General features: G+C 66.4%; 12 protein-coding genes, 1 tRNA gene and 1 other RNA gene. 4 read left to right on the forward strand and 10 right to left on the reverse strand.

The window, feature by feature from the left end:
* The first annotated feature begins 37 nt into the window (after window positions 1–37).
* Window positions 38–706, forward strand: a complete 669-nt coding sequence (gene aat / locus ACOGXA_RS14495) for a leucyl/phenylalanyl-tRNA--protein transferase (RefSeq protein ID WP_419924570.1) — start codon at window positions 38–40, stop codon at window positions 704–706.
* Between the two features lie 7 nt (window positions 707–713).
* Here the strand turns inward: aat and ACOGXA_RS14500 are convergent, their stop codons facing one another.
* The 3 genes from ACOGXA_RS14500 to ACOGXA_RS14510 are packed head-to-tail and all read right to left on the reverse strand — an operon-like array spanning window position 714 to window position 3,080.
* Window positions 714–1,289, reverse strand: a complete 576-nt coding sequence (locus ACOGXA_RS14500) for an MOSC domain-containing protein (protein ID WP_419924571.1) — start codon at window positions 1,287–1,289, stop codon at window positions 714–716.
* Complete coding sequence (locus tag ACOGXA_RS14505; protein ID WP_419924572.1) at window positions 1,286–1,480, reverse strand: hypothetical protein; 195 nt, start codon at window positions 1,478–1,480, stop codon at window positions 1,286–1,288. Before ACOGXA_RS14505 ends, ACOGXA_RS14500 begins: the two co-directional genes overlap by 4 nt.
* A gap of 58 nt (window positions 1,481–1,538) precedes the next feature.
* The gene (locus tag ACOGXA_RS14510) at window positions 1,539–3,080 is read right to left on the reverse strand and encodes an acyl-CoA carboxylase subunit beta (protein ID WP_419926991.1); all 1,542 of its coding nucleotides are present in this window, start codon (window positions 3,078–3,080) and stop codon (window positions 1,539–1,541) included.
* 106 nt (window positions 3,081–3,186) lie between these two features.
* Here ACOGXA_RS14510 and ACOGXA_RS14515 point away from each other — a divergent pair, with 106 nt between their 5' ends.
* Window positions 3,187–3,768: a TIGR00730 family Rossman fold protein gene (locus ACOGXA_RS14515; protein ID WP_419924573.1), complete on the forward strand. Its 582-nt coding sequence runs from the start codon at window positions 3,187–3,189 to the stop codon at window positions 3,766–3,768.
* Here ACOGXA_RS14515 and ACOGXA_RS14520 read toward each other — a convergent pair.
* Together ACOGXA_RS14520 and ACOGXA_RS14525 are read right to left on the reverse strand one after the other, a co-directional pair.
* Entirely contained in the window at window positions 3,750–4,886 is a 1,137-nt protein-coding gene (locus ACOGXA_RS14520) for a nitronate monooxygenase (protein WP_419924574.1), read from the reverse strand. The genes ACOGXA_RS14515 and ACOGXA_RS14520 overlap by 19 nt on opposite strands.
* 15 nt (window positions 4,887–4,901) lie before the next feature.
* Window positions 4,902–5,777: a 5'-3' exonuclease gene (locus ACOGXA_RS14525; RefSeq protein ID WP_419924575.1), complete on the reverse strand. Its 876-nt coding sequence runs from the start codon at window positions 5,775–5,777 to the stop codon at window positions 4,902–4,904.
* A 111-nt stretch (window positions 5,778–5,888) separates the two neighbouring features.
* Here ACOGXA_RS14525 and ACOGXA_RS14530 point away from each other — a divergent pair, with 111 nt between their 5' ends.
* The gene (locus ACOGXA_RS14530) at window positions 5,889–7,067 is read left to right on the forward strand and encodes an acetyl-CoA C-acetyltransferase (protein WP_419924576.1); all 1,179 of its coding nucleotides are present in this window, start codon (window positions 5,889–5,891) and stop codon (window positions 7,065–7,067) included.
* Between the two features lie 148 nt (window positions 7,068–7,215).
* On the opposite strand, the gene recR is transcribed toward ACOGXA_RS14530, so the two are convergent.
* The 3 genes from recR to ffs form a co-directional block, all read right to left on the reverse strand.
* Window positions 7,216–7,827 carry a recombination mediator RecR gene (recR, locus tag ACOGXA_RS14535; RefSeq protein ID WP_419924577.1) on the reverse strand — a complete coding sequence of 204 codons (612 nt, stop codon included), beginning with the start codon at window positions 7,825–7,827 and terminating at the stop codon, window positions 7,216–7,218.
* A gap of 11 nt (window positions 7,828–7,838) precedes the next feature.
* The gene (gene dnaX / locus ACOGXA_RS14540; protein ID WP_419924578.1) at window positions 7,839–9,791 is read right to left on the reverse strand and encodes a DNA polymerase III subunit gamma/tau; all 1,953 of its coding nucleotides are present in this window, start codon (window positions 9,789–9,791) and stop codon (window positions 7,839–7,841) included.
* Window positions 9,792–9,849: 58 nt separating this feature from the next.
* Window positions 9,850–9,948: signal recognition particle sRNA small type (gene ffs, locus ACOGXA_RS14545), an RNA gene on the reverse strand.
* Window positions 9,949–10,044: 96 nt separating this feature from the next.
* On the opposite strand from ffs, the gene ACOGXA_RS14550 reads away from it, so the two are divergent.
* Window positions 10,045–10,132 (forward strand) — tRNA-Ser (locus ACOGXA_RS14550).
* A 28-nt stretch (window positions 10,133–10,160) separates the two neighbouring features.
* Here the strand turns inward: ACOGXA_RS14550 and ACOGXA_RS14555 are convergent.
* Window positions 10,161–12,062 (reverse strand): ABC transporter ATP-binding protein, encoded by a 1,902-nt coding sequence (locus ACOGXA_RS14555; protein WP_419924579.1) that lies wholly within the window; start codon window positions 12,060–12,062, stop codon window positions 10,161–10,163.
* Window positions 12,059–13,792, reverse strand: coding sequence for an ABC transporter ATP-binding protein (locus ACOGXA_RS14560; RefSeq protein ID WP_419924580.1), 1,734 nt, complete (start codon window positions 13,790–13,792; stop codon window positions 12,059–12,061). Before ACOGXA_RS14560 ends, ACOGXA_RS14555 begins: the two co-directional genes overlap by 4 nt.
* Window positions 13,793–13,952: the final 160 nt, after the last annotated feature.

Here is a 13,952-nt window from a genome sequence, read left to right on the forward strand (position 1 = left end):
CCCGACCCAGGATGTTTGGGCGGGGCAGAGTATGGGCATGAGGCTGGAACCTGAGCCCAGCCAGTGGGCGTTTCCGCCGGCGGAGACGGCCGATGAGCACGGGTTGGTGGCGGTGGGGGCCGATTTGGCGCCTGGCACGCTGCTCGCTGCCTACCGCGCCGGCTTGTTTCCCATGCCCTTGGGCCGCACCGACAAGCTGGGTTGGTGGTCGCCCGACCCTCGGGGAGTAATTCCCCTCGGCGAGCTGCGGGTAACCAGGTCGCTGCGCCGTTCGCTGCGCCGCTATCGGATCACCGTCGATGCGGCTTTTGCCGATGTGGTCGACGCCTGTAGGACCATCGAGCGCCCTCACGGATGGATTTCGCCCGACATCCGCGATGCCTATGGGCGGCTGCACCGGCTGGGATGGGCCCACAGCGTGGAGGCGTGGTCGGAGGACGGTGAGCTGGTGGGCGGGCTGTACGGGGTGTCGATCGGGGGGCTGTTCGCGGGGGAGTCGATGTTCCATGTTGATCGGGACGCATCAAAGGTGGCACTGGTTTCCTTGGTGGGGAGGTTGGCCCATGGGGGGGTGACGCGGCTGTTGGATGTGCAGTGGGCGACGGAGCACTTGCGGAGTTTGGGGGCGGTGGAGATTCCCCGGAGTGAGTATTTGGCGCGTTTGAAATCGGCGGTGAAGCAGCCGTCGGCGCCTTGGCCTTCCTAGGGAGCTACTACCCACCGGCGGACCGGCGGGTAACTGAGTCGCCTTGGCGGATAGGGCCGGGGCGAACGACGCGGGCGTTGATGCCGCGGAGGTTGAGGGCTCGGCCGGTGGGGGAGTTGACGAAGCGGAGGGCGTCTAGGCCGAATCGGGCGGAGAATTTTCCGCAGCCGGTGTGAGGCTCTGCGGTGACCTCGATGACGGCTTCGCCGATGGCGAGGCGGGTGCCAGCCGGAAGGTTTTCCAAGCTGATGTCGAGATCGATGTAGATCTGATCGCCGGCTAGGGCCCACCGTTCGATGGGCCCGGCCACGGCGGCAGCCGCCCGGGCGTTCATGATGTTGATCTGGGCGTCTACTAGTGGGCCGCCGTCGGATGTCTTGCTTGAGCCCCGCTGGTTCCAACTGTCGCCCTCAAGGCCTTCCTCCAGGGTGAGCAGACCGGATTCCAGCACTTCACGCTCGTTCACCGCCGGTCGACGCACGATCAGCTCGAGGGTGCCGTGGTGGACGGGGGCTTGGCGGATGTGGTCGAGGGCGGCCTCCAACTCCTCGGGCGTCCGGTGGCGAGCGGGATCTGCGGTCATCGCCGCAGCCCTTGTTGCTTGCGGCGGGTTGCGGCCGGTGCAGTCCACCAGCGCCCGCTGAACCGCCAGCGCGGGGCGACTGGTGCAGGAGGCTGTTCGACCGAGGGACGGGGCCAGAGAGCCTCGTAGGCGGCCAGGATGGCGGCCACTTCCCCGTCGGTAGGCTGCGGGGTGATCTGCATGGCGGTCATGGGGTTGTTCTAGCTGGTCTTTTCGGCTGTTCCGGGGTGATTTTCCGGGTCAACAGGATCAGAGGGGGATAACCCCGTGCTTTCGGGGCAGCAGTTCCTCCCGTTTGGAACGGAGCATCTCGAACCCGGCGATCACCAGCCGCCGGGTGTCGGCGGGATCAATCACGTCGTCGATGTAGCCTCGCTCTGCGGCGATGTAGGGATTGGCGTAACGCTCGGTGTAGTCGTCCACGAGCTCGGCCCTCCGGGCGACGGGATCGGCGGCCGACTGGAGCTCGCGGCGGTAGATGATCTCCACCGCCCCCTGCGGGCCCATCACGGCCAACTCGGCGCCTGGCCAGGCGAAGGAAAGGTCGGATCCCACCGATTTGGAGTCCATCACCACGTAGGCCCCGCCGTAGGCCTTCCGGGTGATCACCTGGATGCGGGGCACGGTGGCCTCGCAGTAGGCGTACAGCAGTTTGGCCCCGTGGCGGATGATGCCGCCGTGCTCTTGGTCGACTCCGGGCAGAAAGCCCGGCACGTCTACGAAGGTAAGAAGCGGAATGTTGAAGGCGTCGCAAGTCCGAACGAAGCGGGCCGCTTTGGACGAAGACTCGATGTCGAGCACCCCGGCCAGGACCATTGGCTGGTTGCCCACCACGCCAACGGTGCAGCCATCCAGCCGGGCGAAACCGCACACGATGGACTGGGCCCAATGGGCGTGGTACTCCATGAAATCTCCGTCGTCCACCACCGCGCCGATCACATGGCGCATGTCGTAGGGCAAATTGGGGCTGTCGGGCAGGATGTCGCGCAACTCGGGGGCCAGCCGCTGAGGATCGTCGGCTGCCTCGACGCGAGGGGGTTCCTCCAGGTTGTTGGCCGGCAGGTGGCCCACCAGGTAGCGGACCTCGTCTAGCACCTCCTCTTCGGTTTGGCCTACGAAAGTGGCCACCCCCGATTTGGAGGAGTGTGAGCGGGCGCCGCCCAGATCCTCGAGGGTGACCTCCTCGCCGGTGACCGTCTTCACCACATCGGGGCCGGTGATGAACATGTGCGACTTCTCGGCCACCATGAACACGAAGTCGGTCATGGCGGGGCTGTACACCGCCCCACCCGCGCAGGGCCCCAAAACCACGCTGATCTGGGGGATGACGCCCGACGACTTGACGTTGCGGTGGAAGATGCCGCCGTAGGAGTCGAGCGACACCACGCCCTCCTGGATGCGGGCCCCGGCGCCGTCGTTCAAGCCGATCATGGGTGCTCCCACCGAAAGGGCCAGGTCCATCACCTTGTGGATCTTCTCGGCGAACACCTCTCCCAGCGCCCCGCCGAACACCGTGAAGTCCTGGGCGAACAGGAACACCTTGCGCCCGTCGATGGTGCCCCATCCGGTGATTACACCATCGGTGTAGGGGCGCTCCTCGATGCCGCTGTCCAGCGCCCGATGTCGGGCCAGCATGTCGAGCTCGTGGAAGGAGCCGTCGTCGAGGAGGTACTCGATGCGCTCCCGGGCCAGCATCTTGCCCTTGTCGTGCTGGCGGTCCACCGCCCTCTGGGGCCCGGCGTGGAGAGCCTCGTGCTTGCGGCGCTCTAGGTCGTCGAGTCGATCCTTCATCGAATGCTCGGCCATGATCGTGCCAGGCTACATGGGGCTCGCTGGGTTCAGCGTGTTGAGTGTGCCTGCCATCCCCCGACAGCCTGCGGTGGATAGCCTCGTGTTCATGCCATCGGATTCTGGCTGGGCGCCGCGGCGCGTGGCGGTCTTTTGCAGTTCATCGCTGGGGACCGAACCGGGTTACGCCACGCTGGCCGCCGAACTGGGGAGGCGGCTGGCGGCAGAGCGGATCGGGGTGGTGTTCGGCGGTGGCCGGGTGGGCCTCATGGGGGTGATGGCCGACGCGGTGATGGCAGCGGGCGGAGAGGTGATCGGGGTGATCCCGAAGTTCTTGGACGAGATCGAGGTGGCCCACCAGGGCTTGACCGAACTCCACTTGGTAGACGACATGCACGAGCGCAAGCAGCTCATGTACTCGCTGTCGGACGGGTTCTGCGCGTTGCCGGGCGGGCTGGGGACGATGGAGGAACTGTTCGAGGCTGCCACGTGGACGCAGCTTGGGTTGCACGAGGGTTCACAGCACAAGCCGGTGGTGCTATTGGACGATGATGGATTCTGGGTGCCGCTGGTCGGGTTTCATGGTCGGCTTGTCGAGGTTGGCTTTGTGAGGCGGGAAAAGGCGGGGATCATCCAGCGGGCTGCCTCGATTGACGGGGCCTTGGAGTTGCTCTACCCGTTGTCCAGTTGAGCAGTGAGGGACTCGACTGCCTCAATGAACTCCTCGACGAGGTTGTAGACCACTTGGCGGGTGGAGGTGACTTGGTTCATAGCGCCGACGATTTGGCCGACGAAATAGTTGGCCAGCTTGTGGGCGCCGCTATCGGGGTGGTGGGACACGCGGTCGATGCGGCTGCGGGCCTCGCCGGTCAGGATGATCTGCAAGGGCATGGGCAGCGGGTCGGGGGTGTCGGCCCGGTTCCACTCCTCGGTCCACGCTGATCGCAGCATCCGGGCCGGCTTGCCGGTGAGAGTGCGGGATCGCTCGGTGTCTGATGAGGTGGCCGCCAGGAACTTCTGCTTGACCGCCGGGCTGGTCTCGGCCTCCTCGGTGGCAAGCCACACCGATCCGCACCACACTCCCTGGGCGCCCAACGCCATGGCCGCGGCCATTTGCCGGCCTTGGCCGATGCCCCCGGCGCCCAGCACCGGCACGGGGGCCACCGCGTCCACTACCTCGGGTATGAGCACCATCGAGCCGATCTCGCCGGTGTGGCCGCCGGCTTCGTATCCCTGGGCGATGATGAGATCGACGCCCGCGGCCACATGGCGCTCGGCGTGGACGGCCCGCCCGGCCAGAGCGGCCACTTTGGCGCCGGCGGCTTGGCTGTGGGCAATCATCTCCGGGGGAGGGGGTCCCAGAGCGTTGGCCACCAAAGCGGGTTCGTAGGCCAAGGCAATCTCCAGATGGCGATCGGCCCGGCGCCCGGAGAGCGGGGCGGCGGTACCCCAGTTCGCAGTCGGACCGTCGTCGTCGGGCAGTGGGGGCACGTTGTAGCGGTCGAGCATTTCGTTGAGGAACCGCTGATGCTCCTCGGGGATGAGGGCCTGCACTTGGTCGGTGTCCAAGCCGCCCTGATCGGCGCCCTCGTATCGGGCGGGAACGATGAGGTCGACGCCGAAGGGCCGCCCGCCCACCTGCTCCCGGATCCAAGCCAGATCGGTGTCCAGAGCATCATCGGTGTGGGCCACCACACCCAATACCCCCAGTCCGCCGGCCCGGCTCACCTCAGCGGCCACATCGCGGCAGTGGGTGAATGCGAAGATAGGGAACTCGATGTCGAACATCTCGGTGACGGCGGTGTGCATGGGCGGTTGTTCCTTTCAGGCTTGTCCGACCCGGGCCTTCAATTTCTCAGCCCGCTCGACCAGGTGTTCGCCCCCCATGCTCCCCATAAGCTCGGGGAATTCAGCCTTGGGGCCGGCCCAGGCCAGCTCTTCGAGGCGGTCGAAGGTGGGGGCATCATCGGCGATGGTAGCCACCTTCCGGAAGAGCATGGCCAACTCCCGGTTCTCAGCCAGGGTGGTGGCCAGTCGGGCCGAGCCCCGGATGCCCACCTCCCACTGGCCGACGGCGTCGGGGATGTCTTCCAGGTGGACGTAGTGGGACAAGACCGTCGCCGTGGAGCGGGCGCCCCAGCCGGGCAGGCCGGGAAAGCCGTCGGCGGTGTCGCCCACCAGGGCAAGGTAGTCGGGAATGGATTCGGGCAGCACTCCGAATTTGTCCACCACCCCGTCGTGGTCGATGAGCATTTGCCGTCGGCGGTCGTACTGCACTACGCGGCCGTCGGTGGTAACACACTGGGCCAGGTCTTTGTCCGGGGTGCAGATGAGCACCTGCTCCACATCTGGATGGGAGGCAGCCTTGCGGGCGGCGGCCCCCAGAGCGTCGTCGGCCTCGTGCTCGACCATGGGCCACACGCAGAAACCTGCTGAGGCCAGTGCCTGCTCCAGCAGGGGGAACTGGGCCATCAGCTCGGGGGGCACTCCCTCGCCGGTCTTGTAGCCGGGCCAAAATTGGTTGCGGAACGATTCGACTACCTGGTCGGTGGCCACGCCGACATGGGTGGCCCCGTCGTCGATCAGTTGGAGCATGCTGTGGACCACCCCTCGGGCCGCCCCCTGCTCTGGGTCGCGGTTGCCCGGCGAGAAGTGGTACCGGAACAGCTCATATGTGCCGTCAACGAGGTGGACCCGCACACCATGACCGTATCGTGTTGGGCCAAGCTGGCGGGTTGTGAACTGTTCAGCGGCCGGCGCTCTGGCCGTATCCTGTTGGACGGCGTTGACATGTTGACAAAAGGGGATGCAATGAGCGAGACGGTGATCTTGGCTGGGGCCCGCACGCCTGTGGGCAAGATGTCGGGGGGATTGGCGTCGTTTCGGGGCACCGAGTTGGGTTCTGTGGCCATTCGTGCCGCGCTGAGCCGGGCCGGGGTGGATCCCGTGCAGGTGGACTACGTGTTCATGGGGCAGGTGCTATTGGCCGGCGAGGGCCAGGCCACGGCCCGACAGGCCGCGGTGGGGGCGGGCATCCCCTTGGCGGTGCCGGCCACCACTGTGAACAAGGTGTGCTTGTCGGGCATCAACACCGTTTATCTGGCTCACCAGATGATCTCAGCCGGCGATGCCGAGATCGTGGTGGCCGGGGGGATGGAGTCGATGACCAAGGCGCCCTATTTGTTGACGAGGGCCCGGGAGGGATATCGCCTGGGCGATGGCGACCTGGTGGACTCCATGATGTACGACGGGCTGTTCTGCGCCTTCGACCGCTGTGCCATGGGAGCGGGAACCGAGAAGTACGCGGCATCGAGCGCGCTGGCCCGCGAGCCCCAGGATGCCTTCTCTGCTCAGTCCCACCAGCGGGCCGCGGCCGCCGCCGCGGCCGGTTTGTTCGACGACGAGTTGGTGCCGGTGGAGGTGCCGCAGCGCCGCGGCGATCCGGTGTTGGTATCGGCTGACGAGGGAGTGCGCTTGGATGCCACCGCTGAGTCGCTGGGCCGACTGCGGCCGGCCTTTGCCGAGTCGGGCAATATCACCGCGGGCAACGCCTCGCAGATCTCCGACGGCGCCAGCGCGCTGGTAGTGGCCAGTCGGGAGCGGGCCGAGCGGCTCGGCGTTGAACCTCTGGGCGCCTATGTGGGCTACGGACAGGTGGCCGGCCCCGATCCCTCGCTCTTGACCCAGCCGTCGCGGGCCGTCTTGCAGGCGCTCAAGTCGGCCGAGTTGAGCCTGAGCGACGTCGACCTGTTCGAGATCAACGAGGCCTTTGCCGCGGTGGCGTTGTCTTCGATGGCCGATCTGGGGATTTCCGACGATGTGGTGAACGTGAATGGCGGGGCCATCGCCCTGGGCCACCCCATCGGGGCCAGCGGAAACCGCATCGTGTTGTCGCTGCTGCACGAACTGCGCCGCCGAGGGGGAGGCCTGGGCGCGGCCGCCCTGTGCGGAGGCGGGGGCCAAGGGGATGCCCTGCTAGTACACGTTTGATTGTTACAGATCAGTAATGACTTGACTTTGTTTCGTCATGTTCGTAATGTAATTGCAACAAACAAGCACCGCCTCATGTGCGTCGGTTCCATTGCCCCCCGCCCGACTCACTGAGGCGGTGTCTTGCTTTTGCGACCAAGATTTCCGGTCAGCCGGCAGTGATGCGCTGTCGTCCCTCCAACGCCCGGCTGAGGGTGAGCTCGTCGGCATATTCCAGATCGCCTCCCACTGGAAGGCCGCTGGCGATGCGGGTGACGGCCACCCCCAGCGGTTCGATGAGCCGGGCCAGGTACATGGCGGTGGCCTCTCCCTCAATGTTGGGATTCGTGCAGCAGATGACCTCGGTGACATTCTCGCTGTCGAGGCGGGCCAATAGTTCTTTGACCCGGAGCTGGTCGGGGCCGATGCCCTCGATGGGGTTAATGGCGCCACCGAGCACGTGGTAGCGGCCGCGGAAATCCCGGGTCTTCTCCAAAGCCACGATGTCACGGGGGTCCTCCACCACGCACAGGGTGGCTGGATCTCGCCGAGGATCGTCGCAGAGCTGGCATTGTGGATGCTCGCTGATGTTGAAGCACCGCTGGCAGAACTGGATTCGGGCTTTTGCTTCTCTGATGGCGTCGGCCAGCCGCAGGGCATCGGGCCCCGACACCTTGAGCAGGTGGAAGGCGATGCGTTGAGCCGATTTGGGACCGATGCCGGGCAGGCGCCCCAACTCGTCGATCAACACCTGGACCGGAGCAGAGTAGAAGCTGCTCACGCTGAACCCGGCTATCCCTGTCGGCCGGAGGCAGTGGGCGGATCGAAGGTGACCAACTCGGCATCGGGAAATGCAGCCATGAGATTGGAGATGGCCTCTTGGGTGGCGACCTGTTCATCCATGGGCTCGTCAGGGGCGTTGGCCTCACGTCCGTCATCTTCGGGTGGAGGGGAGGGGGTGGGTGGCGGTTGTCGGTCGGGAGGCGGGGCAGTGCTGTCGTCGTCGATGGTCAACCGCAGGGGCACGTCCCGTCCGAAGTGCTGCTGAAGGGCGGTGTCTACTTCGTCGCGGGTCTCCTCGCAGCGGGTCAGGTGGATCTGGTTGGGAAGGGCGAACACCGCGCCGCTTGCATCGTTGGCCAAGAACCGACCGGCTTGAAATCGGACCCGGGCTTTGTTCGGGAGTTTGGCCAATATGGTGTCACCCCAGGCCATTACCAGTTCCTCGCGGCTGGGCAGCGATGCCTCGCTCTCGTCGGGGGCAGAATCGGGTGCGGGGGCGGAAGCCGTCTCCGGGGCGGGGGCGACGTCCGACGGCGCCGCTGCGGGTGCCTTTTCCGCCCGCATGGCCCCTAGTGTGGGCCGGGGGGCCCGGTCTTTGGCCGGGGGCGGATCGGTGTCGGTGTTGGGGGCGGGATCGCCGTCGGCGGGTTCGGGTGCAATCGGGACCCGTCCTTCGGCTTCAGCGGTTTTGGCTTGGATTCGGGCTACCGCGGCCCGGGCTCGATCATGGCCGCTGGCTGGAGCCTCGGTTTGCCGGGGATCAGATGGGGCCGCCCCGGTTCCAAGCGGTTGGGAGCCAGCAGATGAGGCCGCTCCGGTTCCAAGCGGTTGGGAGTCAGCAGCGGAACCGGCCGGTGTACGGATGCCTTGGCGCTCCAAGCGCTCGATGCGCTCGAGCAGGGCGCTGATGTCGTTGTCCAGATCGCGGCGGGTTAGTCGGGCTAGGGCCACCTCCAAATCCACCCGTGGGTCGGGGGCTTGGCGCATGTCCACCAGAGCGGTTCCCAGAACCTCTAGGGCGCGGGTGAGCCCGGCCGGTGGGATCTGGTCGGCGGTGGCCCGGGCATCGGCCTGCTGGGCTTCGGTGAGGTAGCCCAAGTCGGCGCCCATCGCGCACAAAAAGGCGTTGCGCAGGCGGTCGAGCAGGGCTTCGCCAACGATCCTCGGCTCCCGTCCCGATCGCAGCGTCTCATGCACGGCCACAAGAGCGGGGCCGTAGTCCTGGCTTCCCAAGGCCTCGGTGATGGCGTCGACCGCCTCCAACCGGTCGGCCACCCCTCCGGCCGCGGCGATCTGATCGAGAGCCGACAGGGTGTCCCGGGCCGACCCCGCACCTCGGTGGACGGCGTGGTCGATGGCCTCATCATCGACGTCCAACCCGGCCTGTCCGATAACCCAGCGGGCGTGCTCGGCGAGCACCTCGCCGTCGATGAGGTTGAACTCCAAATGCTGGGTGCGGCTGCGGATGGTGGGCACCACCTTGTGGGGTTCGGTGGTACACAGCACGAAGACCACATGATCGGGGGGTTCCTCGAGCGTCTTCAACAGCGCGTTCTCGGCGCCGGGGGTGAGCATGTGCACCTCGTCGAGCACGTACACCTTGGCCTTGCCCGGCGAGCCCATAGCCACCCGGGAAATGAGGTCTCGGATGTCGTCCACCTTGTTGTTGGACGCGGCGTCCAGTTCGATCAGGTCATAAGAGGTGTTGCCGGCGATGTCGAGACAGGATTGGCACTGGTCGCAGGGTTCGCCGTCGCTGCTCAGATCGGTGCAGTTGAGGGCCTTGGCCAGGATGCGGGCGGTGCTGGTCTTGCCGGTGCCCCTAGGGCCGCTGAACAGGTAGGCATGGCCGACCCTGTTCTGCTGGACAGCATTTTGGAGGGCTCGGACGACGGCTTCTTGGCCGCGCAACTCCGCGAAGCAACCCGGCCGGTAGCGTCGGTACAGTGCTTGATGGGCCATTGCGCCGACTTTACTCAGTGTGTCCGCGGGTTTGGAGGTGAAGCCCGGTCTCGAAAGTGATGGCCAGGCGGTCTGCGGCACACCCCAGGATCCGCTGAGAGCTGCTGCCTCCCGGCCCTGACTCGGTTCACGGGCTGGCGTTGCACAGGACCCGACCATCACATTCCAAACCAGGCAAATCGCCCGGGTTCGATCAGGATAGCGGCAACCGGTGCAGGACCGCCCGTCGGTGTGCGGTAATTTGCTTACCCCCGGAGGGGTGCGAGAGCGGCCGAATCGGCACGCTTGGAAAGCGTGTGTGGCGCAAGTCACCGTGGGTTCGAATCCCACCCCCTCCGCCATTTTCGCATCCGCATTGATTTCAGGTGTTCAGGTGGCTTCGCCGGCGAATTGGGCGGCGTGGAGGTCGGCGTAGGGGCCGCCTCGGGAGAGGAGCTCGTCGTGGGCGCCTTGTTCGGCGATGCGCCCGCCGTCCATGACCACGATGGTGTCGGCGCCGCGGATGGTGGAGAGGCGGTGGGCGATGACGAAGCTGGTGCGGTCGGCTCGCAGGGCGTTCATGGCCTCTTGGATGAGCACCTCGGTGCGGGTGTCCACCGACGAGGTGGCCTCATCGAGGATCAAGATGGCCGGGTCGGCGAGGAAGGCCCGGGCGATGGTGAGGAGCTGTTTTTGGCCGGCGGAGATGTTGTCGCCCTCGTCGTTGATGACGGTGTCGAATCCGTCGGGCAGCGAGTGGACGAAGCGGTCGACGTAGGTGACCCGGGCCGCTTGGAGGATCTGGGCGTCGGTGGCGTCGGGGTTGCCGTAGCGGAGGTTCTCCCAGATGGTGTCGCCGAACAGCCAGGTGTCTTGGAGCACCATGCCGAACTTCGACCGCAGCTCGTGGCGGGGGAGAGAAGTGATGTCGCGCCCGTCGAGGGTGATCCTACCGCCGTCCAGCTCGTAGAACCGCAGCAGCAGGTTGACCAGGGTGGTCTTGCCCGCCCCGGTCGGTCCGACGATGGCCACCGTCTGGCCCGGCTCAGCAGTGAGGTCGAGCCCGGCGATCAGGGGCTTGTCGGGGTCGTAGGCGAAGTGGACGCCGTCGAAAACCACCCGTCCGGACGTGGGCGGCGGTTGGGGCACCGGGTCGGGGTCGGGGCTCAGCTCGTCGACTTCGAGCAGCTCCACCACCCGCTCCAGCGATGCGATGCCCGACTGGAAGGTGGCGGCCATCGAGGCCAGCGACTGGACCGGTATGGCGAACTGCCGGGTGTACTGGATCATGGCCTGCATGTCGCCGATGGTGATGGCCCCGCTGGAGATGCGCAGTCCGCCCACCACGGCGACGGCCACGAACTGGAGGTTGCCCATCAGCATCATCACCGGCTGCATGGCCGACGAAAGGAACTGGGCCGATCGGCTGGCGTCGTAGAGCTGGTCGTTCTCCGCCTCGAATCGCCGGCGCTCCTGGTCTTGGCGGCCGAACGCGGTGACTATGGCGTGTCCGCTCACCACGTCTTCGGCTTGGGCGTTGAGGGTGCCGGTGGTCCGCCACTGCCGGAGGAACCGGGGCCGGGCCCGGTGGGCGAACAGGCGGGTGGCCATCACCGACAGCGGCACGGTCGCAAAGGCCACCAGCGCCAGCAGAGGCGACACTGTCAGCATCATCACCGTCACCCCCACCAGGGTCAGCAGCGAAGTGAGGATTTGGTTGATGGTCTGCTGGAGGCTCTGGGTGAGGTTGTCGATGTCGTTGGTCACCCGGCTGAGCAGGTCGCCCCGGGCGTGCCGATCGACATAGGACAGAGGAAGGCGGTGGAGCTTGGCCTCGATTGTCTCCCGTAGCCGGAACATCGATCGCTGGAGCGCGCCGGTGAGCAGGTATGTCTGGGAATAGCCGAACACCCACGCGGCGCCGAACACCCCGGCAATGATCAAGAGCCGATCTCGGAGCTGGTCGGTGTCGATGCTGCCCTCGCGGATCCCGCTCACGATGATGTCGGTGGCCCCGCCGAGGAGCCAAGGGCCGATAACCGTGAGGCTCACGCTCATCACCGCGAGGGCGATCACCAGGATCAGCACCGGCGTCTCCCGTCCGGTGATCTCGGCCAGTTGGCGGACGGTGCCCCGGAAGTTGCGGGTGGCCTCCGCGGGCATCGGGGCCCCCATGCGGCAGGAGAAGCGCATGGCCTCCCGCCCGAACTTCTGGAGGGCTTCTTGGTCGGCTTGCTCGTCGTCTAGCTCGCCATCGCCGGGCACGATGTCGCCCGGTTCATCCTGGCTCATGCGGCTTCACCTCCTCTCTGGGAGGAGACGATCTCGGCGTAGGTGGGGCAGGTGCTGAGCAGTTCGTTGTGGCGACCCATGCCCACCACCACTCCGCCTTCCAGAACGATGATCTGGTCGGCGGTCTCGATGGTGGAGATCCGCTGGGCCACCACCAGGACGGCGGCGTTGCGGGTGTGGGGATAGAGGGCCCGGCGGAGCCGGTCCTCAGTGGCGAGGTCGAGGGCGGAGAACGAATCGTCGAACAGGAAGACGGCCGGCTGGGCGACCAGGGCTCTGGCAATGGACAGCCGTTGCCGTTGGCCGCCGGACACGTTGGTGCCCCCCTGATTGATGGGGCTGGCCAGTCCCTCGGGCATGGATTGGACGAACCCCGCCGCTTGGGCGATCTCCAGGGCCTCCCACAGTTCGCCATCGGTGGCGTCGGGGCGTCCGTACCGGAGGTTCGAGGCCACCGTGCCGCTGAACAGGTAGGCCCGCTGGGGCACGTAGCCGATGGCTTGCCACAGCAGGATCTGGTCGAGCCGGCGGACATCCACGCCGCCCACCGAGACCTCGCCGGTGCTGGCGTCGGCCAGGCGGGCGGCCAGAGTCAACAGCGTGGTCTTGCCCGCCCCGGTGGAACCGATGATGGCAGTGGTCTCTCCCGGAAGGGCGGTGAACGCCACGTTGTCGAGCACAGCATGCTCGGCACCGGGGTATCGGAAGCCAACCCCGCGGAACTCCACCGTCCCGGGACGCAAGAACTCCCTTACTGGATCGGCCGGCGGGACCACCGACGATTCGGTGTCGAGCACTTCGACGATGCGCTCGGCAGCCACCGCGGCGCGGGGAATCATCGACACCATGAAGGCGGCCATGGTGACGGCTAGGAGTATCTGGAGGAGATAGGTGATGTAGGCCACCAGCGACCCGATCTGGGTCGATCCGTCTTCAATGCGGTCGGCGCCGATCCACAGCAGGGCCACGCTCGACAGGTTCACCAGCAATGTGACCGCGGGGAAGGTGGCTGCCATGAGCCGGGCTGCTCGCATTGATGTCGCAGTAAGCCGGTCGTTGGCGTCGGCAAACCGGGCGCTCTCCACCGGCTCGCGGGTGAAGGCCCGCACCACCCGGATCCCAGTGATCTGCTCCCGCAGCACGGCGTTGACCCGGTCGATGCGCTTTTGCATCTTCCGGAACGCCGGGTTCATGGCCGCGATGATCGAGCCCATAATGATGATCTCCAGGGGGATGACCACCCACAGCAGCACCGACAGCCCGGCGTCGGTCCGAATGGCCAGCACGATGCCGGCGATCATGGTGAGCGGGGCGGTGATCATCATGGTTCCCACCATGGCCATCAACGTCTGGATCTGGTGGGTGTCGTTGGTGATGCGGGTGATGAGCGAGGGGGTGCCGAAACGACCGATCTCTCGGGTGGAGTAACGGGTAATCCGGTCGAACACGTCGCCTCGGATGTCGCGGCCGAATGCCATGGCCGCCCTTGACGCAAACCAGACTGCCCCGGTGAGCAATACCACCTGCACCAACGAGACCACCAGCATGATGGCGCCCATTCGCCAGATCACAGATTGATCCCCGAGCAGGACGCCGTCGTCGATCAGGGTGGCGTTCAGCCCCGGCAGCAACAGGCCGGCGGTGGTCTGGCCGGCCTGAAGGACCAGCACGAACACGATCGCCTGGCGATGGGGTGCCAGATGGCTCTTTAGAAGTCGTCGCAGGCTCATCTTGTTTTGGCGGCGGGCCGCCGGGATCAGGCGGGGTCGGTCATGGGGGCTTACCAGTATGCTCTAGGCGGTACGACGGTCGCGGTGTTCAGTAGGGCGGCTTCGGCCAATTCTCTGTCATGGGTGCATTGCCGCTCGGGTGAGCGGGCCCGCGGGATCA

Origin of the sequence: Candidatus Poriferisocius sp. (assembly GCF_965208475.1) — a bacterium.
Classification (GTDB): domain Bacteria; phylum Actinomycetota; class Acidimicrobiia; order Acidimicrobiales; family Bin134; genus Poriferisocius.